The sequence below is a fragment of the Shewanella submarina genome, assembly GCF_042646185.1.
Lineage (GTDB): Bacteria > Pseudomonadota > Gammaproteobacteria > Enterobacterales > Shewanellaceae > Shewanella > Shewanella corallii.
In genome coordinates, this window is sequence record NZ_JBHRTD010000023.1 from 1 (window position 1) to 25600 (window position 25600).

General features: G+C 51.5%; 22 protein-coding genes. 9 read left to right on the forward strand and 13 right to left on the reverse strand.

All coding sequences use genetic code 11. The features are described 5' to 3' along the window. Positions 1-497: 497 nt before the first annotated feature. Complete coding sequence (locus ACFOE0_RS22785; protein ID WP_248937569.1) at positions 498-1388, forward strand: CPBP family intramembrane glutamic endopeptidase; 891 nt, start codon at positions 498-500, stop codon at positions 1386-1388. Here the strand turns inward: ACFOE0_RS22785 and ACFOE0_RS22790 are convergent. The 8 genes from ACFOE0_RS22790 to ACFOE0_RS22825 form a co-directional block, all read right to left on the reverse strand. Further along, entirely contained in the window at positions 1360-1872 is a 513-nt protein-coding gene (locus ACFOE0_RS22790) for a hypothetical protein (RefSeq protein ID WP_248937570.1), read from the reverse strand. The two genes, ACFOE0_RS22785 and ACFOE0_RS22790, sit on opposite strands and share 29 nt — an antisense overlap. Before the next feature lie 69 nt (positions 1873-1941). Beyond that, complete coding sequence (locus ACFOE0_RS22795) at positions 1942-2268, reverse strand: DMT family transporter (RefSeq protein WP_248937571.1); 327 nt, start codon at positions 2266-2268, stop codon at positions 1942-1944. 116 nt (positions 2269-2384) lie between these two features. Beyond that, positions 2385-3512 (reverse strand): S-(hydroxymethyl)glutathione dehydrogenase/class III alcohol dehydrogenase, encoded by a 1128-nt coding sequence (locus ACFOE0_RS22800; protein ID WP_248937572.1) that lies wholly within the window; start codon positions 3510-3512, stop codon positions 2385-2387. Positions 3513-3722: 210 nt separating this feature from the next. Continuing rightward, a complete protein-coding gene (locus ACFOE0_RS22805; protein WP_248937573.1) occupies positions 3723-4325 on the reverse strand; it encodes a paraquat-inducible protein A in 603 nt (200 codons plus the stop codon). A 76-nt stretch (positions 4326-4401) separates the two neighbouring features. Next, complete coding sequence (locus ACFOE0_RS22810) at positions 4402-7287, reverse strand: alkaline phosphatase family protein (protein WP_248937574.1); 2886 nt, start codon at positions 7285-7287, stop codon at positions 4402-4404. An 89-nt stretch (positions 7288-7376) separates the two neighbouring features. Beyond that, positions 7377-9620, reverse strand: coding sequence for a M14 family zinc carboxypeptidase (locus tag ACFOE0_RS22815; RefSeq protein ID WP_248937575.1), 2244 nt, complete (start codon positions 9618-9620; stop codon positions 7377-7379). A 162-nt stretch (positions 9621-9782) separates the two neighbouring features. Next, positions 9783-10130: a hypothetical protein gene (locus ACFOE0_RS22820; protein WP_248937576.1), complete on the reverse strand. Its 348-nt coding sequence runs from the start codon at positions 10128-10130 to the stop codon at positions 9783-9785. A 310-nt stretch (positions 10131-10440) separates the two neighbouring features. After that, positions 10441-10719 carry a 2Fe-2S iron-sulfur cluster-binding protein gene (locus tag ACFOE0_RS22825; RefSeq protein ID WP_248937577.1) on the reverse strand — a complete coding sequence of 93 codons (279 nt, stop codon included), beginning with the start codon at positions 10717-10719 and terminating at the stop codon, positions 10441-10443. A gap of 156 nt (positions 10720-10875) precedes the next feature. On the opposite strand from ACFOE0_RS22825, the gene ACFOE0_RS22830 reads away from it, so the two are divergent. Beyond that, positions 10876-11118 carry a hypothetical protein gene (locus ACFOE0_RS22830; RefSeq protein WP_346347873.1) on the forward strand — a complete coding sequence of 81 codons (243 nt, stop codon included), beginning with the start codon at positions 10876-10878 and terminating at the stop codon, positions 11116-11118. 103 nt (positions 11119-11221) lie between these two features. Here the strand turns inward: ACFOE0_RS22830 and ACFOE0_RS22835 are convergent, their stop codons facing one another. The 5 genes from ACFOE0_RS22835 to ACFOE0_RS22855 form a co-directional block, all read right to left on the reverse strand. After that, entirely contained in the window at positions 11222-12544 is a 1323-nt protein-coding gene (locus tag ACFOE0_RS22835) for an MFS transporter (RefSeq protein WP_248937578.1), read from the reverse strand. Positions 12545-12640: 96 nt separating this feature from the next. Continuing rightward, positions 12641-12928, reverse strand: coding sequence for a 4Fe-4S dicluster domain-containing protein (locus ACFOE0_RS22840; protein WP_115138699.1), 288 nt, complete (start codon positions 12926-12928; stop codon positions 12641-12643). Further along, positions 12925-14217: an FAD-dependent oxidoreductase FixC gene (gene fixC / locus ACFOE0_RS22845; protein ID WP_248937579.1), complete on the reverse strand. Its 1293-nt coding sequence runs from the start codon at positions 14215-14217 to the stop codon at positions 12925-12927. The genes ACFOE0_RS22840 and fixC overlap by 4 nt, the downstream gene beginning before the upstream one ends. 52 nt (positions 14218-14269) lie before the next feature. Then, positions 14270-15202: an FAD-binding protein gene (locus ACFOE0_RS22850; RefSeq protein ID WP_248937580.1), complete on the reverse strand. Its 933-nt coding sequence runs from the start codon at positions 15200-15202 to the stop codon at positions 14270-14272. Positions 15203-15220: 18 nt separating this feature from the next. Next, on the reverse strand, positions 15221-15994 hold the full coding sequence (locus ACFOE0_RS22855) for an electron transfer flavoprotein (protein ID WP_248937581.1): 774 nt from the start codon (positions 15992-15994) through the stop codon (positions 15221-15223). A 942-nt stretch (positions 15995-16936) separates the two neighbouring features. Here ACFOE0_RS22855 and caiT point away from each other — a divergent pair. The 7 genes from caiT to ACFOE0_RS22890 all read left to right on the forward strand — a co-directional run bounded on the left by caiT (position 16937) and on the right by ACFOE0_RS22890 (position 25553). Beyond that, a complete protein-coding gene (gene caiT / locus ACFOE0_RS22860) occupies positions 16937-18535 on the forward strand; it encodes an L-carnitine/gamma-butyrobetaine antiporter (RefSeq protein ID WP_248937582.1) in 1599 nt (532 codons plus the stop codon). Positions 18536-18573: 38 nt separating this feature from the next. Beyond that, positions 18574-19707 carry a crotonobetainyl-CoA dehydrogenase gene (gene caiA / locus ACFOE0_RS22865; RefSeq protein ID WP_115138704.1) on the forward strand — a complete coding sequence of 378 codons (1134 nt, stop codon included), beginning with the start codon at positions 18574-18576 and terminating at the stop codon, positions 19705-19707. Between the two features lie 61 nt (positions 19708-19768). Further along, complete coding sequence (gene caiB / locus ACFOE0_RS22870) at positions 19769-20986, forward strand: L-carnitine CoA-transferase (RefSeq protein WP_248937583.1); 1218 nt, start codon at positions 19769-19771, stop codon at positions 20984-20986. 98 nt (positions 20987-21084) lie between these two features. Then, complete coding sequence (gene caiC, locus ACFOE0_RS22875) at positions 21085-22650, forward strand: crotonobetaine/carnitine-CoA ligase (RefSeq protein ID WP_248937584.1); 1566 nt, start codon at positions 21085-21087, stop codon at positions 22648-22650. Between the two features lie 69 nt (positions 22651-22719). Then, positions 22720-23505 (forward strand): crotonobetainyl-CoA hydratase, encoded by a 786-nt coding sequence (gene caiD / locus ACFOE0_RS22880; RefSeq protein WP_248937585.1) that lies wholly within the window; start codon positions 22720-22722, stop codon positions 23503-23505. A gap of 130 nt (positions 23506-23635) precedes the next feature. Further along, complete coding sequence (locus ACFOE0_RS22885) at positions 23636-24493, forward strand: MaoC/PaaZ C-terminal domain-containing protein (protein ID WP_248937586.1); 858 nt, start codon at positions 23636-23638, stop codon at positions 24491-24493. A gap of 301 nt (positions 24494-24794) precedes the next feature. Further along, positions 24795-25553, forward strand: coding sequence for a TetR/AcrR family transcriptional regulator (locus ACFOE0_RS22890; RefSeq protein WP_248937587.1), 759 nt, complete (start codon positions 24795-24797; stop codon positions 25551-25553). Positions 25554-25600 lie beyond the last annotated feature (47 nt).

A 25600-nucleotide genomic window follows, 5' to 3' on the forward strand; every position in this document is an offset into this window, starting at 1 on the left:
AAACGCAGCTGCGCCGATGGTAGTGTGGGGCTTCCCCATGTGAGAGTAGGTCATTGCCAAGCGCCTAATAAACGAGAAAGCCCGTTGCTGATGCAACGGGCTTTTTTCGTTTATGCGCTTTTCACAATGACCCTCTCACATGGGGAGAGTAGAAAGTGCTTCACGCAGTGAAGCTTCCATTCATGTGATAGTAGGGCGAATATCGCAATAGCGATGTGCTTATGAGCGCGAAGCTTTAGCGTAGCTGGCCATTGCCAAGCACCTACCCCCGACGTCAGTCCTCCCAAAGGGTCGGTAACTGTTCCATTCGCTCCTCATTCCGCGTAAATCCAGCACTGAAAGCTGCTCATTGCCAAGCGTCTAATAAACAATGACCCTCTGTTTTAGTGTTGGTACTTCGTAACTTATTAAATGACCCAATTGCCTTATTCACTACTTCTCTTTTTATTCCGTAGTATCTTGTCATCGGCTTGGGGAGATGGATTTAAGGATTAGTGATGATCAATGGGGTGATCTGGGGGGCTTTGGGCCTGGCTGTTGTGCTTGGGTTTGGTCGGCAGCGGCTGCCTGTGTTGGGCATGGTAGCGCTGGCGCTGGTGCTGATGGCATTGGGGATGGCGTGGGCCGTGGATTACCTGACGCTGATGGGGCTTATTGGTTCCGGGGTGGGTCTTGCTCTTGGGTGGCTGCTTGGTCGTGAGGGCAATAATACAGATATGCCTGCCAATGACTCTGAGAGTCACTTGAGATGGCGCTCTTTTGCCACTGCTGCCGGTTATGCACTACTGCTGGTCTGGTCGATAGCCATGTTCCTGCATTGGCTGCCGGGTGTGTTTAATCAGCAGGTGCTGGATGGCGTTATCGTCAAGCCAGACAGTGTGCCTTTCAGCCTGTATCTGAATCTTGATAAGCCCCTGGTGTTCTTTGCCTGGTTGCTGGCGCTGCCGGGCATTCTGGGGCAGTCCAGAGCCTTTGACTATCGCAAGCTGTTACTGATCCTGCTTCCGCTTTTTGCCCTGTTGCCGCTGGCTGCAGGTTTGGGCGCATTACGCCCTGAAATCGGCTTACCGACCTGGTGGTGGCTGTTTGCATTGAACAACTTGCTGTTTGCTTGTGTGGCAGAGGAGACTTTGTTTCGGGGAGTGATACAGCAGACGTTGGCAAAGCGTTTTGGGTTAACCACAGGATTAGTGTTGGCCAGTGTGCTGTTTGGTGTGGCGCATATGGGAGGTGGTGTATTGCTTGTGGTATTCGCGACTCTGGCGGGCCTGGGCTATGGCGCTGTGTTTGCCTTGACCGGCAGGTTGTGGGCCGCAGTGCTGACCCACTTTCTGTTTAACTTTATCCACCTGGCCTGCTTTACTTATCCTGTGTTGCAGGCTCAGTAACTTCAGTAACAGTAACTTTGGCAAAGGAGGTCGCATTATTCGGTAATCTGCGCCAGACCTCCTCTTCTTTCAACACACCCTCTTCGATGCGCTGGGTATGCCATTGGTCACCGACCAGCTTAAACTGAAAGCTGAATCCCTGACCTTCAGGCACTTTGAATGAATTGAGGGTGGGGTATTCGGTATATTGATTGCCATCCAGGATGAAGTGACCACTGCCTGCGGCCCAAAGGGCTTTGCCTTTACTCTTCTTGTCCGGGGCGACTGTGGTGAAACTGAAATGACCGTCAGCAACCACCTTGATCGCCTCCAGGCCCAGTGTTTTGTATTCCACCCATTTGCCATTGCCGTCCAGATAACGGCCCGATACCAGCTCCCAGCTGCCTTCCAATTGTTCGGCGTCCATTGCCATGAGATTGGATGACAGGAGCACAGAGCCTGTACTCAGAGCCACCAGAGCGGCCTTTCCAAACTTGAATTTCATATTCAACATCCTGTTTTTATTGGTATTGCCAGAGTAAGACAATTTACCACAGGATTAACGCTTTTACAGTCAGTGACTGTGGCCCTGGCTGAGCGCGATCAGGCCCAATCCCACAGCAACAAATGCCATACCCACCCAGACAGAAGTGTCCAGATGCTGTTGATAGATAAAGGTCGACAGCAGGGTAACCGTCATAATGGCCAGACCCGCCCAGACGGCATGGGCAATTCCGACGGGGATCCCTTTCATTGCCAGGCCGAGGAAGATAAATGCAAACAGATGGCCAAGCGCCACCATAGCCAGTGGCAAAGGTTTGTTGAAGCCATCAGTCGCTTTCAGGGCAACGTGTGAAAGGGCTTCGGCAACAACGCCTAAAATCAGAAAAAGCCAGCTCATTTTATTTACCTGACCTAAAAAGAGGATGAAAAGAGAAGCAGTAAGAACTGTGTTCTTACTGCTTTGGAGTCAATGTTTAATTAAATGCCAGCCTGACAGTTGGCATTTCGAGTGCGTTAGTCGAAATGAATCACGGTTCTGATGCTCTTGCCTTCGTGCATCAGGTCGAAGGCGTGGTTCACATCTTCAAGCTTCATGGTGTGGGTAATAAAGTCGTCCAGTTTGAACTCACCTTTCATGTAGCGTTCTACATATTCAGGCAGTTCGCTGCGTCCTCTTACGCCACCGAATGCACTGCCGCGCCATACACGACCGGTTACCAGTTGGAATGGACGGGTTGAGATCTCCTGGCCGGCACCGGCAACACCGATAACGACGGATTCACCCCAGCCTTTGTGACAGCATTCCAGCGCACTGCGCATCACGTTGACGTTACCGATACACTCGAATGAGTAATCCACGCCGCCATCAGTCATTTCAACAATCACGTCCTGAATAGGCTTGTCGAAATTCATTGGGTTAACACAGTCGGTGGCACCCAGCTTACGGGCCAGTTCGAACTTGCTTTCATTGATATCAATCGCAATGATGCGTCCGGCTTTTGCCATGGTTGCACCGATAATGGCAGACAGACCAATACCACCCAAACCAAACACTGCGACTGTGTCACCTGGCTGTACTTTAGCTGTGTTGATTACAGCGCCCATACCTGTGGTGACTCCACAGCCCAGCAAACACGCTTCTTCCAGTGGTGCCTGAGGGTTTACTTTAGCCAGCGAGATTTCTGGCAGTACTGTGTACTCAGAGAAGGTAGAGGTGCCCATGTAGTGATAGATAGGCTGACCGTCTTTGGAGAAGCGGGTCGTACCATCTGGCATCAAGCCTTTACCCTGGGTCTCACGGATCTTCTGGCACAGGTTGGTTTTACCTGAGCGGCAGTATTTACACTCACCACATTCAGGGGTGTACAGAGGAATAACATGGTCGCCAACGGCAACACTGGTTACGCCTTCGCCGATAGATTCAACAATACCGCCGCCTTCATGGCCGAGAATACAAGGGAAGATACCTTCAGGGTCGTCACCGGAAAGGGTAAAGGCATCGGTATGACAGACGCCGGTAGCAACCATACGAATACGTACTTCGCCAGCCTGTGGTGGCATTACATCAACGGTTTCCATAGACAGTGGCTGACCGGGGCCCCAGGCAACAGCCGCTTTTGATTTGATAACTTGTGCAGTCATTTGTGCTCCAAAAAAATTGACCGGGTGCATGCATCAGGCAGGCACTGTGTTTCGATGGGGCACAGTATATTTATTTCTTGAGAGGTGATAATCCGCTTTTTATGCAATTAATCTTTGCTGATTGGTAATAATCTGGGGTGAGGGAAGTGGATTATTGATGCGGGCTGTTATTAGCCCGCATAGTAAAAGGTGAGTGTCAGAGCCAGTTTGCTATTGGCTCTTTGGCATCAACTGATTGGAGGCGATGGCAAACAGGCAGTAGCCGGTGAACAACCAGAAACCCATTTCCAGCTGGGCATTCATGATGATGAGATCACCCATCTGACCTGAGGCACTGCCCGCCATATAGCTGACAATAATGGCGACAACAAATACATCCACCATGCTCCACTTGCTGACCGCGCGGATGAAACCATAAAGCGCGGCAGAGATCTCGCCAGGCTTGATATACAGCAGCGCTGCCTGGGACAACAGCTTCAGGGTTGGGATAATCACAGAGAAAGTTGCAATTAACAGACCGACCAACAGGTTGCCACCGCGCATCAGATCTTCCACTGTGCCCATAATGCTGCGGGTTTTATGGAAAATTTCTACATGCCCCTGCAGATCATTGAATCCCATAAAAGCTGAGACAGAAGCCAGCAGGCCGCGAACATCATTATCCTGAGTCACCATATCGATAGTGGTTTTGGCGAATTGCGCCTTATCTGCGTCGGCAGTCAGGCTCAACATGGGTTGAGTGACCCCGGGAATAAGCAGGGCGAGGGCGATAAGGATCAGCAGTAGATGGGCCAGTTTGCGTTTGGCTGACATGGCAGCTCCAGTGATAAATACAGTGGAGTGGATCCTAACTCAGGACCCATTCCATTTCGACTCCGGTGTTATCTACTTACTTACTGTTATCGCTTTGCAGCTGCGGCCACAGAGAAGGGAATCCCCAGCCATCTTCGCCTGCCACGACGGGATAATTTGTCAGGTATTGATAAATAGTGGGGGCCAATGACCCATTTACCGCCGTTGCTATGGGCTGCCTGGTGGTCACCGGTGTGCCCCAGAAACCGATAAAGGCATCTTTTTCGTGGAAGTGCTCACCGGCATGGCGACCGGGGACCTTGGTGTTGAAACCGATACCCTGAGCAGGGAACAGGTTGATGGTGCCCGCTCTGTCTTCATCGTACAGATGAGCCAGCTGATTCACGCTGTCCGGTCTGGGGGAGAAGCGGGTCAGCTGCCGCCATTGGGTGGCGTCGCACCAGGTCTCAGGTTTGTTGGTGACAGCTTTGGTCATACAGGCGTCCAGCAGTTTTTGTCTTTGCGCCTGTTCGGATTCACTCAACTCATCGGCATAAGGGTTCAGCTCATACAGCTGCAGCAATTTGGGTGGGTTGCCGTTCAGGCTTTGATACAGACTTTTGTTGTTGATACGTGTGATGCGCTCGTCCAGCAGTTTGCCGTTGTGCCGGGCTTGCAGCCTCAGGGTACAGGTTTGCAGATCGCAGGCAGATTCCCTTACCGCCAGATAGTCGAGGCTGTCACCCAGCCTGTCGGTGATTTCACTCAGCAGCTCGATTGGCGCTGCATCTTCAGCACTATTCAAAGGTCGCCACTGGTTTATCTCTGTCAGTACTGGTTGGGTTTGCCAGCCCTGTGCAGAGTTGAACAGGTCAATCATATAGTTGCCACCTGCGGTGGAGGCGACAATCAGATCGATTCCCCGGTTGCTGGGATAGTTGAAGGTGTGGGTGATCTTGGGGCCTTCCCCCTCATCGGAAGAGATCTTGCGGATGTTGAGCGGCACATTATGGTCACTGCTGATACCGTCGAATACCTGCTGTTCCGGGTTCACTATATGATGGATAGGGGTCAGACCATGGTCGCCAGCCATACCCCACAGTACTCTGTCGTATACCCCTGCATCGCGATATACCCTCTCCATTTGTCCAAGCCAGTAATCCAGCCGGTTAAGCTCGCCGGTAGGGGCGAGAATCTCATTGGCGAAAGGGCCGGTGAAGTGGGCGAAATGATCGGGCCAGGGATTATAGGCCAGCACAAAGTCCGGCAATCCCTGTTGAGATTTATCAGCATATTCCCGGATCAACTGCTCTATGCGAAGGCTCTTGGAGATCCGGGTTGCCGGTGTCCACCAGGAGATCTCGCTGTGGTCGGCAATCATGTCGATCAGATCCAATCTGGCCTGCTGCAGGTTAACCTCCTGCTCGCCCCGACGCTCCAGTTCTTTCAGGCACCTTTGCTCACCAAAGTCGCGGATGGCTTCACCTACCCCCAGATTAATCAGGGGTTCAAAGCTGGATTCAGCGTACCAGTCATACTGGGCATTACAGTTCAGGGTGACCATGGGGACCAGTCGCTCGAATTGCGTCCTGGCGCCGTTATCGGCGAAGATTCTGTCCAGCTGCAGGGCATCATTGCCAAAGAAGTAGTAGGCCCTGTCCTGATACCGGTCGACAAAGTGGAAGTTGGGAATACCCGTGCCGCCAGGGCCTGCGACTTCTGCACCGGTTTTGATAATGGGCAGGTTACGCACGCTGATGGTGGGTGTGGTGGAAACGCCAAACTCGACAATGCCCGCCCTGTAATTCTGGTAGATACTCTTGAAGTAGGGCAGGTATCTGGGATCTGTCAGGGGTTGCTTTGCCAGTTGTGCAGCAAAGCTGTTATCCGGTATGTGCTCAGGCGCAGTGACCTCCATTCCTTTGGGGGTCATGGACTGGGCATTGTCCTCGTCAGCCATTACCTGTTGCAGAAACCGGGAAGGCTCAGGGCTGACCAATGCCCGCATTAACCCCTGCTGCAGACCATCGACGGTGATCTGCACCGCTAAAGGTCTGTGGTTCTGATGCAGCAGGTAGCTGATAAGCTTGTTGGGATCTTCATCGAACAGATCCTGCATCCAGTCGTTAAGACTGTTGGCCTTGGCTTGCTCCAGCAAAAACTGTCGGTAGCCCTTGATAACGGTCAGGCGCACAAAATCCACCAGGCTGATGGTGATTGCCTGCGCCTTGTTGTTGGGCTTGTTCTGATTCTCAGGTTTGCCATCTTCGATGATGGCCTGGACCGCAGCTTTGATATCACCTTCCGGCAGACTGTCGCTGTAGTTGCTCAGAGTGGCTATCAGAATACTTTGCACCCGGGCAACGGTTTGCCTGTCTTGCTCGCTGTCGGTCAGATACTGGTATTGATCCGGGATCTCATCGCCATACAGCAGCTTATCTTTACCAAACAGGGCATCGTACAGGGTTACCAGGGCCGCTATAAAAGTGCGGTTCATAGTGACAGCTGACTCTTGCGCAGACTCGCTACTCTCAGACGCCTCTTCAAGGGTGAACAGTGTATGTTGCCAGGGCTTAAGTTCCTCTTCGCTGTAGATGGTCAGCAAGTGCTGTCGAAAGATGTCCTGATTAACCACTTCCCCTGTGTACTTGTCGTAGAAGCTGTATAGCAGATGCCCGAGCTGGATAGAGTATCTGGGATTGGTGAGCTGAGCCATGACCCGGGTTTTGACCTTTGCCTCCAGGGGCAGCGTCAGAATAAGGGTATCGAGTGTCACGCTGCCTGCAGTAAACAGCGACAGGTCCCTTGAGGCGTCGAGACCGAACTCCATAGAGTTGAATATACCTGAATAGAGTATCTTGCTGCTGTTATAGACGGTTCCAATCAGTGGCTTGTTTCCCAACTCTTCGGTGCTTTCGGCTATTGCTACAGACAATGGCAGGGAGGCTGTCAGGACGGCGAGGGTCAGCTTCTTTATATTCATCAGTTGCTTGGAGTTGGTATCTATTTTTTGCTCAGCATACTTGAGTCTCAGGACGGGTTAAAGTTTATCCGCCCTGAGACTCGTCGCTGTTACTCTCGACTTGTGACAGCTGTGCGGGTCGGGATTAACAGCAACAAAGCCAGCAACCACAGGCTTAATGAACCGCCGCCGGACCCACCGGATGAGGGTTGTGATACCGATACATTGCGACTGTTGGTTTGGGTTGCCCCCTCATTGTCTGTCACTGTCAGTTGTACCTGATAACTGCCGCCGCTGCTGTAGCTGTGGCTGGCTTTGTCCCCGCTACTGCTGCTGCCATCTCCCCAGTTCCAGCTGTAACTGGCAATAGAACCATCGGGATCGCTGCTGCCGGTTGCATCTGCACTACAACTCAGTTCAGTACAACTGATACTGAAGCTGGCCACAGGTTTTTGATTACCCACTGGCGTCGCTGTTTTTTGGCTGTTTTGTTGAGCACCGGCATCGTCAGTGACTGTCAGGGTGACAGTGAAACTTCCACCCTCTGCGTAATCATGGCTCAGGCTTTGACCAGAGCCGGTTTCACCATCGCCGAATTGCCATTGATAGCTGCTGATACTGCCGTCCGGATCGCTGCTGTTCGACGCATCAAAGTCGCACTTGAGTTTGTCACAGCTGACACTGAAATCCGCTATCGGCAAGCGGTTTGCGGCTGCCGTGACATTGAGGAACATAGCGGACACGCTGCCGAACTGACCTGAAGTATCGCTGCTGCGCAGGTAAAGCCTGTGTTTACCTTCGCCCAGCTCAGTCAGGTCCAGGCTGTAGCCCGCTGATTCGGTCACTTCATCATAGCTGCCATCCGTTGGCGACAGCGTGATGGGTTGGGCATTGATCTCTTCGGGGTAGTTGTTGATAAACAGCTGGATTTGGCTGATCGCCTGGGTAGGCTCTGTACCCCGGCTATTGTTAAATCTGGCATCTGATGAGGTGACTTGAAGCTTGGCGTCATAATTGACAGGAATACTGAAGTCATCCCCGTCATTGAGCTTGATGGCGGTAATGTCCGGGCCCGCCGGGATCAGATAAGGCGCTTTAACCACTTTGGCGGCGTATTTGAGCGCTTTCAGGTTGTCCGGTTTGACTTTGCTGTTGTATGTATCACAGGCCTGAAAGAAGGCCGTGCCCAGCTCAAAGGTAAAGTGAGCAATCCCCAATTCGCCATAACTGATGTCATCGCTGGTGCCATCAGTAGGGTACAGGCCAACACTCTGAATCGGGGTATAGCCGTTAAAGCGTGCCAGTTTACGTCCCAGTGTTTGCAGGGCCGTGCCATTGGGAGCCGGAGTGTCGACATCCCCCCAGGGCCAGAGAACCAATTCGCTGTAAGAGTGGATATCGATATGCATGCCGGGAGTATCTGCTGGGGCGGCATCGGCGCGGTTTGGTCCGCGATGATCGCCAAACAGATTTCTGAGATATGCTTCCACCGCCTGGGTTTCAGGCTCAGACGCTGCGGACTGACCTCGATAGGTTTCGGCACACTGATTACCACTGGAGCCCACACCTCCGGTAGTGTTCCAACCCCAGCTGAAATTGCGGTTAAGATCCACCCCTTTGGCGTCTGGGTTTGAACAGACACTCTGGTTCATATTCTTGCGCCAGTAGACCTGCTTTTCAGCCTCTTTTCTGCCATCTGGGTTCATATGCAGCAGCAGATGGATCTCATGACGGTCAAGTATCCACTGACTGTCGGCATCGGTTTCATAGGTTTGCAGCAGGTGGGTCGCAAAATCCAGTGCCAGCGGCGAGGTGGCGTACTCTCTGGCATGCATGGCGGCGTGAATAAACAGCTTGGGTTTGTCGCCCGAGGTTCCTTCATTGGTGAGTTTAAGCACTTTGAGGTCGAAGCCACCGATACCATTTTGTTTCAGCCAGGAATCACCAATATCAGTCAGGCTGGCCAGCTTGGGGTACTGACTGACCAGTGAATCCATGGCATCAAAGGTTTCTTCCACTGTGGGGTAACAGGCATAGCCGGGAATGCCGCTGCTCTGGGTAGCATTAAGGGAAGTGACAGCCTCAGGAGAAAGGCCTGTCGGCGCTGTTACCCTCTTGTCCGGGGCCATCTTTATTCCCAGCGTCTGCAATTTTTCCAGGGTTTCAGCATCCAGCTCTGCCCAGTGGACAAGCGCCTGGCTGTCACTTTTCAGCAGTTGGCTGTGCAGGCTGATGCCTGCCTGTTGATAACGGGTCTTATCGTTAAATTCCAATCTATAAACCGGATCTGCCACAGCCGGCGCAGCAAAGGCTGCCGACAACAGCAGGGGCAGAGTGAGTCCTGGGGTTTTCATTGTATTCCTCTCCTCTTTGCGGGAGCTGTCCCTGATTTTGCAATCAGGGAACAAAAATTAGCCACACCTCATTATTCAGTTATCGCTAATAAAGGCAAATTCAGCGGGATCAAAAAAGCCCTCGGGCGAGGGCTTAGGGGAGTGTCAGTCTCAGTCTTAGTCTTAGAGGCTGATAATAAGCAGCAGTGCAATACTGAACAGGGTAATACCTAAAAGGTTATAGCCTCGACTGTCTTCTGAACGGCGGCTGCGTTGTCTGAGCAGGGAAAATGCCGCCAGACTCATCATGGAGCAAACCATGAGTATGATATACAGAAGTGGCTTGGTTCCTGTCAGCCAGTCTTCCCGGACATCTACCTGCATATAGCGCAGCAGGCCGTAATCTATCTCGGGGCGGGCGTAGTGGAACAATAGCAACGCGGCAAAGAACAGCGCCCAGCACAACAGGTTCACGATGCGGATCAGGCTGCTCAGCGGATCGGCTACCATGTGTCGTCTTTCTGTGTTCATAGGCATTCTCCCGTCTGTTCACTTCTGGCGGAATCGCTTCCAGCATACCTCAAAAGAGTCGGTCATCAAAATTTGAGCCGTTTTATCAAGTGGGATAACTCTGCCACCCAGGCATAGATAGCAGTGATATGGCCGGTCTGAGAGGGGCTTTTTGGGTTTCGAAGGAAAAGCGCTTCCTCGCTGTGCTCACATCGAATTTGTTATAAAAGCTATATGAGTATTTTTTAAATACCTTTTAAATAACAAGCTATTGGCAGATGTTTGCGAGGTCAAGAGGATTTGTTGGCACCGGGGTGCCAACCAGGATAATTCAGAGGGGCTGAATGGTGATATCTCCGGTCAGGATGCACTGACAGGCGAGGCGACGCTTATGTCCGTTCTCGTCGATATTATCCAGTACATCATTTTCTTCTTCGCTTTTGGGATTGAGGTTTTCCATCCCATTCAGCACTTCCATGGCGCAGGTGCCACAGGCGGCAGAGCAACAACCAAATGGCAGGACATCCTGCTCGAATTGGAGCTCCTGTAATGATGTTCCTGACGGGATTTCCAGTGGCTTGCTAATCCCGGCTATGGTCACTTTTGGCATTGCTGTCTCCCTGGACACTGACTCAATATCAGATTAGTTCCAATTTCATTGGCTTGCACTATGGTGACAAATTCAGGCGGCAGAAGATGACGTTTGTCACTGGTGGTACTTTGAACGATTGCGCATACTGGACCCATATTGTTCAGAAGGAGCTTAATGATGAATGCAGGAACACTGGCGTTACTTATCCCAATCGTGGCTATCGTTGGCAGCTTTATTATTTCAGCGATGAAGATTCAAAAGCAGCAGGGGCGTATGAGCAAGAAGCAGGAGGCTGAATTGACGGCACTGCGTGACGAGATTGCTGAACTGAAAAACCGGATTCAGGTATTGGAAGAGTTGGCTACCGATGATGGTGAGTCGCTCAAGCGTGAGATTAACAACCTCAAGCGAGCCTGATGAGCTGCAAAAAAGCCGGCACAAAAAGGGTGGCTTTGTGCCGGCAGAAGGTCAACCATTAAGGTTGTTTTGCGCAGTGTGCAAACTGATTATCAAACGGGTATCAGGCCTGTTTCAGCCCCATTTGACTGGTTTCTGCCAGTGACATCCCCTTGGTCTCCGGTGCCATAGCAATGGAGATACCTAAACCAATTAAAGAGATAGCTGCACCTGCCATCATGGTGGCAGAAATGCCGTAAGTGGTCATAAAGATCGGCAGGGCATAGGTGGAGATAATGGTACCTATGCGGCTGACAGACATGACTGCGCCGACGGCCGATGCCCTGATCTCAGTTGGGAACAGCTCATTGGGATACAGCCACTGCAGAATACCCGGGCCACCGGAGAAGAAGGCGTACAGACCGAAGGCTGCAACAATCACCCAGATGCTTGGATTTTCAAACAGTCCCAATAAGGCCAGCGCCGCTGTCATAATGGCGAAACTGCCGATCAGCAAAGGTCTGCGACCTATGGAATTGAGCCAGAATACCGCCGGCAGACAGCCCGCCATAAAGAAGGCGCTGATAACTATGTTACCCAGGGCTGCATCCCGACCATCCACCAGACCAAACAGGCCGATAATTTGCGGGCCAAAGGTGTAGATGGCGAACATGGGGATTACCTGGCAGCTCCAGATGGTGCCGATAAACAGGATGTTCTTCAGGTGTCTTGGCTCAAACAGGGTGCGGTAGGAAGTTTGTGTCGCTTCCTCCTCTTCCAGGGTGACGCCCTTGCCAAAATACTTGGTCATAATGGCCTGAGCTTCAGCATAGCGCCCCTTTTTCATCAACCAGCGGGGAGATTCCGGCAGGCTGAAGCGACCGAAAAAGATGATCACACAGGGTATAAGTGCGCTGCCGAACATCCAGCGCCAGCCGTCCTGCATATCGTAGAACATGTATCCCACAAAGTTAGCGGCAGTGGCACCCACGTACCACATGGCGGCGATAAAGCCCATGGTAAAGGCGCGCTGTTTGGTGCTGGAGAACTCGGCGACCATACTGGTGGCAATAGGGTAATCGGCACCGATCACCACACCGATAAGAAAGCGCAATACGATAAGTTCAACCGGCGAGGTGACAAACATGGTTGCCGCCGACAGTACGGCAATGGCCACCACATTGACCATAATCATCAGCTTGCGGCCAATCAGGTCGGCTACATAGCCAAACAATGCGGTACCGATAAACAAACCTGCAAGAGTGGCTGCGCCCACCAAACCTATCATTTGGGCGTCCAGCTGCAGTGTGGGGATCAGTTGTTCAAGCGCGATACCAATAATGACCAGTACAAAGCCGTCGAGGAAAGGCCCGCCGCTGCCCCACAACATGATTTTTCGGTGCAGGGGGGTGAATTCCAGGTCATCAAAACTCTTGCTCTTTTCCATAATAACTTACCTGCAAATAGCGGTATTGAATTGCTTTTATTGTGTAAATACAGAAAAGGGCAACCGCTGACTGTGGTTGCCCGTTAATGCTGTTTATCAGCCGTATCTGTATTCAATACCGAAGGTGCCGCGTGGGAATTCCCACTTTTCCAGAATGGTGTCGCCACAGAGGATTTTGCAGGTGCCGCACTCCAGGCAACCGGCATAATCAAACCGGATGGAGCCATCGTCCAGCAGCTTGTACAGGCCTGCGGGGCAGGCGATCATCAGCTTGCGGAACTCCTGCATATCAGGGTGATCTTTGATGACGATATGGGGCTGTTCTTCATCCACATAGAACTTGTTTACCCCAAGTTTGACATCCACATTGACTGCGTCGCTCATATTGCCTGTACCCCTTTAATTCCGTCTTTAATCAGGTTCATGTAGCCCACTTCTTTACAGCGCTTCATGATCTTCTTTCGAAGAGGCTCTGATGGGGTACCGTCGACAGTGAACATATCTGCCATAATATTGGCTACCATTTTGGGATAAGTGTTGAAAATCCTTGGATTTTCCATAAACGCTGGCGCGTTTTTGTAGAGTTTCATGTCCTGCATCACGAAACTCTCGTCCAGCAAAGTCTGGTAGCTGGCGAGACCCGCGGCGCTGAAGTCATTGGACTCTTTGGCTTTGAGTACAGCTTTGGCAGCGGCTTCACCGGCGGCAATCGCCAGGTCCATACCGCGAACGTTAAAGCCCAGATTCATACACAGACCTGCGGCATCACCGGTCAGCATTACGCCGTCGCGGATCAGTTCAGGCAGCATGTTAATTCCGGCTTCGGGAACTACGTGGGCTGAGTATTCAGTCATCTTGCCGCCTGCGATCAGTGGCTTGATAACCGGATGGTTTTTAAAGTCTTCCATCATCTGAGGCACGGTTTTATCTGAGTCTTCGATATGACCCAGGCCGCAAACCAGACCCAGAGAGATGGAGGATTCATTGGTATAGAGGAAGCCGCCGCCCATCAAACCGTTGGAAGGATTACCGGCGAACAACCAGGCGACGCCCTCTTCATCTGTGATATTGAATCTGTCCTGCAGCTGACCCTTTGGCAGCTCAATCAGCTCTTTAACGCAAACTGCGGTGGCATGGGCTGAGACTCTTGGCTTTACCATGCCCAGCTTTTCGCCGAGGATGGAGGTCACCCCATCAGCCAGAATCACTACTTTGGCTTCCAGCTCATCACCGTCGGCTTCCACGCCCACTACCTTGCCATCGCGCATCAGCAGGTTATCGACCCGAATCCCGGTAATAAACTGAGCTCCGGCGTTTTCAGCCTGCTCTGCCAACCACTGATCGAACTTACCGCGCAGCACAGTGTATGACTCTTTCACCGGCGCATCAGGACGCACTGTGTGATAGTCCATGGTCACGCCGGTATCGTCTGTCATAAAGGAGATCTTCTCCTTGGTGACCAGACGCTCGATGGGGGCATTTTTGGCAAACCCGGGGATTACCTTTTCCAGACTGTGGGCGTACAGGCGACCGCCTGTCATATTCTTGCTGCCGGCATAGTTGCCGCGTTCGATCACCAGTACATCGGCACCTGCCTGAGCCAGAACCAGAGCGGCGGTACATCCCGCCAGACCGGCTCCAACGATGATCGCGTCAAAAGCTTCTTCAGACATAATCAACTCACTATTTACAGGGGAGGAGGGCACCTTGGATGCCCTTGCTGAATCAGGCTTCCAGCGCCTTCACCAGAGCAGGCAGTACCTTGTTGATATCGCCCACCAGACCATAGTCTGCGTATTGGAAGATTGGCGCGTTCTTGTCTTTGTTCACCGCCAGAATAGTCTGGGCAGTGTTGACGCCAACCACGTGCTGGATTTGACCGGAGACACCTAGTGCCAGGTAGGTTTCAGGCTTGAGCATCACGCCGGTTACGCCGATATAGCGCTCTTTTTCCATCCACTTTTCAGTTTCAGCGATAGGACGGGTACAACCCAGTTCGGCGCCCATCAGCTCAGCCAACTTACCGGCAATGCCCAGGTTTTCCTGGCTGCTGATACCGTTACCGATACCGATAACTTTCTTGGCTACGCTTAAGTCGACGCTTTCACCTTCTTTGACGCGGCGCTCGATGCACTTGATCTGACCCTTTGGCTCAACAAAAGCGATGTTGATGGCTTCGCCCTGAGCTTCACCAGCCTGAGCTGGCTCGAACACACCGGCAGTCAGGGTGACCACTTTGATGTCAGACAGCAGGCGCTCTTCGCCCAGTGCCAGACCGCCGTACACCATGTGTTTGGCGCGCACTGCACCATCTTCAATGCTGATTTCACTGGCGTCGTTGAATACTGCAGCATTCAATTTGATACCCAGGCGGGAGGCAAGCGCCTTACCGCGACGGCTGTTGGCCATCAGTACCAGACCATTACCTTCGATGGCAGATGCCATGGTGGCTGCATAGTCTTCAACGATACGAGCTGAATCCTTGTCGCCCAGATACAGCACCTTGTTGGCACCCAGAATTTGTGCCTGAGTGATCTTGTCTTCGGCACCGATAACAAACACGTTTACTTGGTCAGCCAGAGCTTTGGCACCGGCGATGATGTCGGCCAGACGGGCTTCGCTGTCACTGAATACCCAGGCGTTGGTTAATTTGGTCATCTTAGTTCTCCCAAAAAATCAGTTGATGGCGTTGCGCAGGTGAGCGACGAAGGCAGCAATTTGTTCATCGTCATCGCCTTCGATAACGATTTGCTGACGCTGCTTTTGCTTAGGTGCATTCACGGCGATGGTTTCCGCCAGTGCAGGCACTTGTGCCATCTCGATATCAGCCACAGTCATGGCATTAACCGGCTTCTTGGCCGCGCCCAGAATGGCTTTCATAGATGGGATTTTTGGGTTGTTGATATCGGCTGAGACGGCGATAACTGCAGGCAGAGTGATTTCCAGCACTTCTACTTCGTCATCCAGAGCGCGTTCAACTGTGATACTGGATTCTGTGGCTGCAACAATCTTGCTGACGCCGTTGATGGTGGCTACCTCAAGCAGTTCGCCTGCCAGCAGACCTACCTGCTGGGCGTACAGGTCACCGCTGCCATCGCCGCAGATAATCAGGTCGAAACCTGTTTTTTGTGCAGCTGCCGCGATAGCACGGCCAGTGTGGTGAGGCAGTGCCTGCTCAAATTGCTCATCAATCACCAGAGCCAGTGAATCAGGGCCACGGGACAGCACGTCTTTACGGGCTTTAACTGCTTCCAGCGCTTTGCCACCCACACTCAGTGCGGTAATGGTGGCGTCACCCTGCATGGCTTTGATGTCTACAGCCGCTTCAATGGCATTCAGGTCAAAGGTATTGATTTTGAATTCGGCTCTGGAGGTGTCCAGGCTGCCGTCTGGGTTGACTGTGATGTCCTGATCTTCAGGAACCAATTTGTAGCAGGCGATAATGTTCATCTTCTCTCCGATTTACATTTCAATGATTCGGTAACCCGTTACCGGGTGGCAAAGAAGGTGTCAGCTGCGCGGGGCAGGGCTGATTGTCGGTGCATGCCGCAGGCGGCATGTGAGCCAAATTCCTTCTGGTTCACCAGGTTCGTTGTCACTGACGACGTAAGTGATGTTTTTATTCCCTGTATCTGTGGCTGCCAGATTTTGTGGGAACAGTGTGGAAATAAGTTCCGGACATTTATTTGAAATTAAATTCTGGAATTTATTTCCGGACAAATATCTATTAATTGTTTCTGGAATTTATTTCCGCTGATAAATCACTTTTTATTGGCTGGAAATTTATTCCGGAACTTGTTCAATAGATATTGTGGTAACGCTTTGTCTGAGTTCGAAGATATATATTTAAATTTTTAAGGTAAATAGAAAATTCGATGTGATTTATTAAATGTTATATCGATCACCAACTTATTTCCAAAGTAAGCCAGTGGCTTGTTTATGTCGGTGATCGCAACCTTGTGCTGTGCATAAGTGATTGATTTTAATTGGTTTGGTGTGCTGTTTGAACATGGTTTTAAGCTGTTATTTATCAAAGCTTTATGCGTGTTTGATCACATTTTTAGACTAACTATGATATCTGTTGTTAAACCTATTCCGGACTCTCATAAATATAAAAATCGCTTTTCGTATTTAATCGTGATTGTAATCACTGAATGTTGTTATTTCTGTCGGCAAGATTATTTTGCAATTTAAATCTGGCTGTTAATTACTGAGTTAATAAATACAGTCAGACCTATCACAAAGCATTTAACTGTCAAAAGTTAACTTGGTAATAGTACGGGATTGTTCCTATAGCATGCATGGCCAATTGCATCACTCCGTTCCGGAGCTGCGACTGAACATGCCGGGATGGGTGCTAACGGATAACTTCATTATTAGGAAATATGAAAGATGAGTGATGCAAACACACAGAAAAAGAAGATTGGCATTGAGCCAAAAGTCTTTTTTCCGCCGCTGATCATCGTGGGCCTCCTCTGTTACCTGACGGTACAGGATCTTGAGGCATCCAACCGGGTGATTAGTGCCTTTTTTACCTATGTAACCCATAACTTCGGTTGGGCGTTCGAGTGGTACATGGTGGCCATGGCTATCGGTTGGGGTTGGATGTTGTTCGGTCCATACGCCAATAAAAAACTGGGTGATGAAAAGCCTGAGTTTAATACTGCAAACTGGATCTTTATGTTGTTCGCCTCCTGTACCTCGGCGGCGGTGCTGTTCTGGGCTTCGTTTGAAGCTTACTCCTACGTGGCAACTCCACCTTTCGGTATGGAGCCTTTCTCGCAGGCGTCGAAAGAGTATGGTCTGGCTTACTCCCTGTTCCACTGGGGACCGCTGCCATGGGCTGTATTTGCCTTCTTTACCGTGGCCTTTGGTTACTTCCTGTTTGTGAAGCGTCTGGATGTGATCCGTCCAAGTGCCACCCTGGAGCCGCTGGTAGGTAAAAAGCATGCTTACGGTGCCTTCGGCGTCATCGTCGATAACCTCTACATTGTGGCGCTGATCCTGGCCATGGGTACCAGTTTGGGTCTGGCGACGCCGCTGGTAACTGAGTGTCTGCAGTGGATGTTTGGTATTCCACACACTCTGGGTCTGGATGCTGCCATTATCGCTTTCTGGATTGCCTTTAACGCCATCTGCGTTGCTTTCGGTCTGTCCAGCGGTATCAAGATTGCCAGTGATATCCGTTCTTACCTGAGTATCTTCGTACTGGTTTGGGTACTGTTGATTGGTGCCTCTACCTTTACCGTTAACTACTTCACCGATTCTGTCGGCATCCTGCTGAACAACTTCGGTCGCATGCTGTTCTCCACCGACCCTATCGGCCAGGGCGGCTTCCCACAGGGCTGGACCGTGTTCTACTGGGCCTGGTGGGTTATCTACACCATTCAAACCTGTGTGTTCCTGGCGCGTATCTCCCGCGGTCGTACCGTGCGTGAAGTGTGTCTGGGTATGGTACTGGGCCTGACTCTGTCTACCTGGTTTATGTGGACTGTACTGTCTTCCAACACCATGAACCTGATCCAGCAGGAACTGATCAATATGCCTGCGCTGGTGGCTGAATACGGCGCGCCTCGTGCAGTTATCGAAACCTGGGCAGCCCTGCCATTCAGTGGCTTCACCATCGCTGTGTTCTTTGTGCTGTGTTTCGTGGCAACCCTGACGCTGGTTAACGCCTGCTCTTACACCCTGGCGATGTCCACCTGTAAGAACGTGTCTGCCTACGATGAGCCTCCTGTGTGGATCCGTGTGGGTTGGTCTGTGCTGGTGGGTGTTATCGGTATCGTGCTGCTGGCACTGGGTGGCCTTAAGCCGCTGCAGACCGCCATTATCGCCGGTGGCTGCCCACTGTTCTTTATCAACATCATGATCATCTGGTCCTTCCTCAAGGATGCCAAGAAGAGTGCCTGGGGCACCCGTGATGTCGCTGAGGAGCCTGTAGCTGAGCCTGCAGTCACCGAAGCCAGGCCACAACTGGCTAAAGCCAAGTAATTATCAACCGAATTTAACTGAACAATTGGAAGTGAGTTATGGAATTCAAATTGAGTGAAGAGCAAGAGCTGTTTGTAGCCGGTGTGCGCGAGCTGATGACCCGTGAAAACTGGGAAGCCTACTTTGCCGAGTGTGATGACAAGCATGAGTACCCAATCCGCTGGGTAAAAGAGCTGGCTGATTTGGGTATCGACACCATGACACTGCCGGAAGAGCACGGCGGCATGGGCGCAGACATGGTGACTCTGGCAGCGATTTGGGAAGAGCTGGGCCGCCATGGGGCACCTACCTATGTGCTGTTCCACCTGCCTGGCTTCAACACCATTCTTCACTGGGGCACCCAGGAGCAGATCGACAAGATCTTCGAATACCGTGGTACCGGCAAGCAGATGTGGAACTCTGCCATCACTGAGCCAAGTGCCGGCTCTGACGTAGGCAGCCTGAAGACCACATATCAGCGTCGTGACGGCAAGATCTACCTGAATGGCCAGAAGTGCTTTATCACCAGCGCCGCCAACTCACCATTCCTGGTGGTTATGGCCCGCGATGCTGACGCCGAAGGTGCTGTGTATTCAGAGTTCTTCGTTGATATGAGCAAGCCTGGCATCAAGATGAACAAGCTGGACAAGCTGGGTCTGCGCATGGACAGCTGCTGTGAGCTGAGCTTCGACAATGTAGAGCTGGAAGAGAAGGACTTCTTCGGTGAGGAAGGCAACGGCTTTAACCGCGTGAAGGAAGAGTTTGACGCCGAGCGTTGGCTGGTGGCCTGTACCAACTATGGTGTGGCTCTGTGTGCCTTCGAAGATGCGGCCAAGTATGCCAACCAGCGTGTGCAGTTCGGTGAAACCATCGGCCGTACCCAGCTGATCCAGGAGAAGTTCGCTCATATGTCCATGAAGCTGAACGCCATGAAGAACATGATCTTCGAAGCGGCCTGGAAGTGTGACAACGGCAATATGACTTCAGGTGACAGCGCCATGTGCAAATACTTCTGCGCCAACATGGCTTTTGAAGTGGTGGACGACGCCATGCAGGTACTGGGTGGTATCGGCGTGACCGGTCACCGCGTGGGTCGCTTCTGGCGTGACCTGCGTGTAGACCGTCTGTCAGGCGGCTCTGACGAAATGCAGATCCTGACCCTGGGTCGTGAAGTACTGAAGCGCTATCGCTGATAAGGCTGGCCGGAGCCCAGTGGCTTCGGCCTCCTCACTGAATTTAAGAAGGATTTTAAGTATGTCCAAATTGAATGTTCCAGAGTTCGGCCCACTATCAGGCCTGCGTGTTGTGTTCTCAGGTATTGAGATCGCCGGTCCTTTCGCCGGTCAGATGTTTGCCGAGTGGGGCGCAGAGGTAATCTGGATTGAGAACGTGGCCTATGCCGATACCATTCGTGTGCAGCCAAACTACCCACAGCTGTCCCGTCGTAACCTGCATGCGCTGTCGCTGAATATCTTCAAGGATGAAGGTCGTGATGCTTTCCTTAAGCTGATGGAAACCACTGATATCTTTATCGAAGCCAGTAAAGGTCCTGCCTTTGCCCGTCGCGGTATTACCGATGAGCTGCTGTGGCAACACAACCCCAAGCTGGTTATCGCTCACCTGTCCGGTTTCGGCCAGTTCGGCACTGATGAATACACCCACCTGCCGGCTTACAACACCATTGCTCAGGCCTTCAGTGGCTACCTGATGCAGAACGGTGATGTTGACCAGCCAATGTCAGCCTTCCCTTATACCGCTGACTACTTCTCAGGTATGACAGTGACTACCTCTGCACTGGCAGCGTTGCATAAGGCACAGCAAACCGGCGTGGGTGAGAGCATCGATGTGGCCATGTATGAAGTGATGCTGCGCATGGGCCAGTACTTCATGATGGATTACTTCAACGGCGGCGAAATGGCACCACGTCAGTACAAGGGCCGCGATCCTTACTACGCAGGTTGTGGTCTGTACAAGTGTGAAGACGGCTACATCGTGATGGAGATGGTGGGTGCCAACCAGATTGAAGAGCTGTTCAAGGATATCGGTCTGGCGCATTACCTGCACACTGACGCAGTACCGACAGGTTGCCAGCTGATCCACCGTATCGAGTGTCCACACGGTCAGGAAATCGAAGATGCACTGGAGCGTTACATCGGTCTGCGCACCATTGAGCAGGTGCGTGAGCGCTTTGCTGAACTGAACATCGCCTGCGCCAAGGTACTAACCCACGCCGATTTGGAATCCAACCCACAGTATGTGGCCCGTGAATCCATCACCACCTGGGAAACCATGGATGGTAAGACCTGCAAAGGCCCGAACGTGATGCCTAAGTTCAAGAACAACCCGGGCAAGATCTGGCGCGGCATGCCAACCCACGGCATGGATACCGCTGCCATTCTGAGTGATATCGGTTATGGCGAAGACGCTATTCAGGATCTGGTAGCCAAAGGTCTGGCCAAGACCGGCGAGTAAGGCACAGCCATGTAGTTAACCAGTTCCCCGGGGCCTTTCACTCTCTCCCGCCCCGGGGAGCTGGCATTGAGTCTCTCTAGGTATTTGAAAGGTGCACGATGGATATTATTGGAAGGCAGAGTCTGCGTCAGGCCTGGGATGATTTGGCTGAACTCTATGGTGAAAAGACAGCCCTGATTGTCGAGGATATTGCCGGTCATACCCAGCAGTACTCTTACCGGGAATTGAACGAAGAGATAAACCGGGCTGCCAACCTGTTTACCGTGCAGGGCATAGTCAAAGGTGACAAGGTGGCAGTGCATTTGCGTAACTGCGCCGAGTTTATTTTATGCTGGTTTGGTCTGGCAAAAATTGGTGCCATCGTGGTGCCTGTAAATGCCCATTACCTCAAAAATGAGAGCAGTTACCTGCTGACCAAGTGCGATGTGCACACTGTGGTCACAGAGAAAGAGTTTCTGCATATCTATGAAGAACTGGCGGAACTGCCGGAGCACAACCTTAATCAGCTGATGCTGGCCCGTTGTCATGATGGCGAAAGCTATGAAGGCACACTTAACTTCAACCAACTGCTGCACCAACAATCGGCGATCCTGATGTCCGATGTGCCTCTCAGTGCTGAGGACACAGCGGAGATCCTGTTCACCTCAGGGACAACTTCCCGTCCCAAAGGGGTGGTGATTACCCACTACAACCTGCGTTTTGCCGGTTACTACACCGCCTGGCAGGCGGCCATTCGCAGCGATGATGTGTATCTCACTGTGATGCCCGCATTCCATATCGACTGTCAGTGCACCGCAGCTATGGCGGCCTTCAGCGCCGGTGCCACCTTTGTGCTGCTGGAGAAGTACAGCGCCCGCAAGTTCTGGAGTCAGATCTGCAAATACCGGGCAACCATTACCGAATGTATTCCCTTGATGGTGCGCACTTTGATGCTGCAGCCCAAAACCCCCTGGGAGCAAAACCATTGCCTGCGTGAAGTCTTCTTCTATCTGACCCTGTCTGATCAGGAAAAGCAGGCCTTCCTCGACAGGTACAAGGTGTCGTTTCTGACCTCCTACGGCATGACGGAAACCATAGTCGGTTTGATTGGCGATCGCCCCGGAGACAAGCGTCGCTGGCCCTCTATCGGTCGTACCGGATTTTGCTACGAAGCCAAAATCATCAACAGTGAAGGCGAGGTAGCCGCTGTGGGTGAGATGGGGGAGATCTGTGTCAAAGGCGAGCCGGGCAAGACCATATTCAAAGAATACTACCGCGACCCGGAAGCGACAGCCAAAGCCCTGAGCAGTGATGGCTGGCTGCGCACCGGTGACGCCGGCTATATGGATGAGGAAGGCTTTTTCTACTTTGTTGACCGCAATATCAACATGATTAAACGTTGCGGCGAGAACGTCTCCTGCGTCGAGATTGAAAATGTCATCTCGGCTCATCCCAAGATTTTTGAAGCTGCGGTAGTTGGCGTGGATGACGCCATGTGCTGCCAGGCCATCAAAGCCTTTGTTATCCCCAAGGAAGGTATGGAAGTGACAGAGGATGAGTTGATCACTTACTGCGAAACCCATCTGGCCCGCTTTAAGGTGCCTTCCAGCATTGAAATCCGCAAAACCTTTGCCCGTACCAGTACCGGCAAGGTTCAGAAACATTTTTTGTGTGGCATGAACTGAGATGGGTTTTCCCGTCTGCAAATGAAAACAGTGAATGGAGTCAGTTCTGACTCTTTATGGAGAATGAAGATGAGCGAATCGTTACACGTTACCCGCAATGGTCATATTCTGGAGATCGTTCTGGATCGTCCAAAAGCCAATGCCATTGATGCCAAGACCAGCTATGAAATGGGTGAAGTCTTTCTGATGTTCCGCGAAGACCCAGAGCTGCGGGTAGCCATTATTACCGGTGGTGGTGAGAAGTTCTTCTCTGCCGGTTGGGATTTGAAAGCCGCCGCTGAAGGCGAAGCGCCTGATGCTGACTTTGGCCCGGGCGGTTTTGCCGGTCTGACCGAGATTTTCGATCTGGATAAGCCGGTAATTGCTGCGGTTAACGGTTATGCCTTCGGTGGTGGTTTCGAACTGGCACTGGCTGCGGACATGATTGTTTGCTCTGAAAATGCCAGCTTCGCACTGCCTGAAGCCAAACTGGGTATCGTGCCTGACAGCGGCGGTATGCTGCGTCTGCCTAAGTTGCTACCTCCAGCCATTGTTAACGAGCTCATGATGACTGGCCGTGGCATGGATGCGCAGGAAGCGTTGCGTTGGGGCGTGGTCAACCAGGTTGTTGAAAGCGACAAGCTGATGGATGCTGCCCGTGAACTGGCTGCGCAGATTGGTCAAAGTGCCCCTCTGGCGCTGGCTGCCATCAAGGAAGTGTACCGCGAGACCAGCGAACTGTCGGTGGAAGAAGGCTACAAGCATATTCGCAGTGGCGCTCTGAAGCACTATCCTTCTGTGCTGCATTCTGAAGATGCGCTGGAAGGCCCGGCTGCCTTCGCTGAGAAGCGTGAGCCTGTGTGGAAGGGTAAGTAATTCCATACTGATCCGGGAGCCGCGCCTCCCGGATCCCTGCACGCCGGACTGGCTGCTATCGACCTTCCCTTTTCCAAACCCCCTTTGGCAACAGTCCGGTTTGTTTGATGCTTTTTGATAAGGATTGATCATGGCATTGAAACTGGAAATGCAGGGCCAGACCTATGGCCCTTTTATCAATGAATACACCCCACGTGATTTGATGTTGTTTGGCCTTGGCTGCGGTGCCGGCTTTGATGGCCAGACTGATCTGCAATATGTCTACGAAAAACAGCTTAAAGTCCTGCCTATGTTCGCTGCCATGCCCATAGTGGATGGCGAAGTCACCAAGACCATAGATTATGGTTTTGAATGGGGTGGCAGTTTGCACTGGGGCTTTGACTTCCACATTCATCAACCTCTGACTCCAGAGGCTGTTACCGGCAAACTCAGCACCAGTGTGCTGCTCAAAGCCCTGTATGACAGAGGCGAGGGCAGGGGCTGTTTGGCTCAGCATATTGGTGAAACTGTTAATGAAGCGGGTGAGAAGCTGTTTACCACTGAAAGCTGGGACTGCGCTTTGTATGACGGTGGATTCGGTGGTCCCAGGGCACCTGTGGATATCGTCGAGATCCCCGACAGGGAGCCGGATTTTGAGATTATTGAGCAGGTGCCGTTGAATCAGGCGCTGATCTATCGCCTGTCCGGTGACGATCATCCCCAGCATGTGGATTGGAAGTATGCCCAGGAATTTGGTCATCCCAAGCCAAATCTGCATGGAGTGAGTACAGCAGGTGTTGCCTGTCGCCATATTATTCAAGCGGTGATCCCGGGTGAGCCAGAGCGTTTGACCCGATTCAAGACCCGGTTAACCAAGTCTATCTATCCCGGTAGTACCCTGAAAACCCGTATCTGGAAATGGGGTGAAAATTGCGTTCACTTCAATGTCCAGGATGCTGAGGACCCTGAGGTTTTCTACCTGAATTACGGGCTGGTGGAGTGGCGTTAATCCCGGTTTTAAAGTGACAAAGCAGGCTTGGTTCAGGCCTGCTTACCTGTATTTAAAATCAATCCTGGAATTATGACGAACATCTGGTTTTTATTTAACTATTCAAAGTAGGAGTTATAAATATAGATTCATCATAATTAATGAATTAAATTAGCAATGAATATATCAGCAAAATAAACCCCTACGGTAATCACAGTTGCAGCTTTCAAAACTCTGAATTGGTTGACTGGGAAATAAGTCAGACCAATACTCGTTTAAATGTTGTCGATACTGAAAAAGTATCCAAACTAAGGATCTATCTATGGGGTGCCAAAAGTCCGAGCAGGATCGTGAGATCTGCAATGGAATTATGCGGGAAGCAGAAAAGCTGATTTTGGAGCACGGAGTGCTGTCTTTTCCCTATACCAGCATTATCAAGAAAAACCTCTGCTCTGCACGGGTGTTCTATAAGCATTTTTCCAGCCGTGAAGACATACTGGTCTGTACCCTGATGCGTCGCAGCATCACCTGGGATGTAGAGCATTTTCTGGCAAAGAACCCGGACCTGTCGAAAAAGGTGCAGGTATTCATTCCTACCCTTATCAGCCTTGAGATCTCCAGGGTTGATCCCGTCTATGTATCTGCCTGTCTGATCGCCAATAACTCCAGTGTGTGGCAGCTTGCCAGCGAGGAGAAGATGCGTCTGCTGCGTATGCTTGATGAGAGGTACTACAAGTGCATCCGTGATGCCACCAGACAGGCAGTAGATGCAGGCATTCTGGAAGTGACCCAGGAAGAGTGCGACGCACTGACTGATGACCTTTATTATTACTGCCTTGGAAAACTCGCCTCTGTACCGTTAATTATTACTAACTATCGCCCGTTAGCCTGTTTAAAAAAGAATGAAGTCCAAAGTTTGATATCGCTCACCAGCCATCACAACTGGAAAGAAGCTGTTACTAAAGAAGAATTAGAAGAAGCCTATAAACGGGTAGTTGATTATTTCCATGACGCCAGAGATGGTATCGACTGCGAGCGTTGTATTTATATTCGTGAAACACAAGAAAAAGTGACTCACTGATATATGGATTGAAAATAAAAAGCCCTGCTGAGCAGGGCTTTTTATTA

Bases quoted from the DNA above. Each gene is read 5' to 3' on its own strand.
- ACFOE0_RS22785 (WP_248937569.1), top strand. From the start codon at position 498: ATGATCAATGGGGTGATCTGGGGGGCTTTGGGCCTGGCTGTTGTGCTT.
- ACFOE0_RS22790 (WP_248937570.1), bottom strand. From the start codon at position 1,872: ATGAAATTCAAGTTTGGAAAGGCCGCTCTGGTGGCTCTGAGTACAGGC.
- ACFOE0_RS22795 (WP_248937571.1), bottom strand. From the start codon at position 2,268: ATGAGCTGGCTTTTTCTGATTTTAGGCGTTGTTGCCGAAGCCCTTTCA.
- ACFOE0_RS22800 (WP_248937572.1), bottom strand. From the start codon at position 3,512: ATGACTGCACAAGTTATCAAATCAAAAGCGGCTGTTGCCTGGGGCCCC.
- ACFOE0_RS22805 (WP_248937573.1), bottom strand. From the start codon at position 4,325: ATGTCAGCCAAACGCAAACTGGCCCATCTACTGCTGATCCTTATCGCC.
- ACFOE0_RS22810 (WP_248937574.1), bottom strand. From the start codon at position 7,287: ATGAATATAAAGAAGCTGACCCTCGCCGTCCTGACAGCCTCCCTGCCA.
- ACFOE0_RS22815 (WP_248937575.1), bottom strand. From the start codon at position 9,620: ATGAAAACCCCAGGACTCACTCTGCCCCTGCTGTTGTCGGCAGCCTTT.
- ACFOE0_RS22820 (WP_248937576.1), bottom strand. From the start codon at position 10,130: ATGAACACAGAAAGACGACACATGGTAGCCGATCCGCTGAGCAGCCTG.
- ACFOE0_RS22825 (WP_248937577.1), bottom strand. From the start codon at position 10,719: ATGCCAAAAGTGACCATAGCCGGGATTAGCAAGCCACTGGAAATCCCG.
- ACFOE0_RS22830 (WP_346347873.1), top strand. From the start codon at position 10,876: ATGATGAATGCAGGAACACTGGCGTTACTTATCCCAATCGTGGCTATC.
- ACFOE0_RS22835 (WP_248937578.1), bottom strand. From the start codon at position 12,544: ATGGAAAAGAGCAAGAGTTTTGATGACCTGGAATTCACCCCCCTGCAC.
- ACFOE0_RS22840 (WP_115138699.1), bottom strand. From the start codon at position 12,928: ATGAGCGACGCAGTCAATGTGGATGTCAAACTTGGGGTAAACAAGTTC.
- fixC (WP_248937579.1), bottom strand. From the start codon at position 14,217: ATGTCTGAAGAAGCTTTTGACGCGATCATCGTTGGAGCCGGTCTGGCG.
- ACFOE0_RS22850 (WP_248937580.1), bottom strand. From the start codon at position 15,202: ATGACCAAATTAACCAACGCCTGGGTATTCAGTGACAGCGAAGCCCGT.
- ACFOE0_RS22855 (WP_248937581.1), bottom strand. From the start codon at position 15,994: ATGAACATTATCGCCTGCTACAAATTGGTTCCTGAAGATCAGGACATC.
- caiT (WP_248937582.1), top strand. From the start codon at position 16,937: ATGAGTGATGCAAACACACAGAAAAAGAAGATTGGCATTGAGCCAAAA.
- caiA (WP_115138704.1), top strand. From the start codon at position 18,574: ATGGAATTCAAATTGAGTGAAGAGCAAGAGCTGTTTGTAGCCGGTGTG.
- caiB (WP_248937583.1), top strand. From the start codon at position 19,769: ATGTCCAAATTGAATGTTCCAGAGTTCGGCCCACTATCAGGCCTGCGT.
- caiC (WP_248937584.1), top strand. From the start codon at position 21,085: ATGGATATTATTGGAAGGCAGAGTCTGCGTCAGGCCTGGGATGATTTG.
- caiD (WP_248937585.1), top strand. From the start codon at position 22,720: ATGAGCGAATCGTTACACGTTACCCGCAATGGTCATATTCTGGAGATC.
- ACFOE0_RS22885 (WP_248937586.1), top strand. From the start codon at position 23,636: ATGGCATTGAAACTGGAAATGCAGGGCCAGACCTATGGCCCTTTTATC.
- ACFOE0_RS22890 (WP_248937587.1), top strand. From the start codon at position 24,795: ATGGGGTGCCAAAAGTCCGAGCAGGATCGTGAGATCTGCAATGGAATT.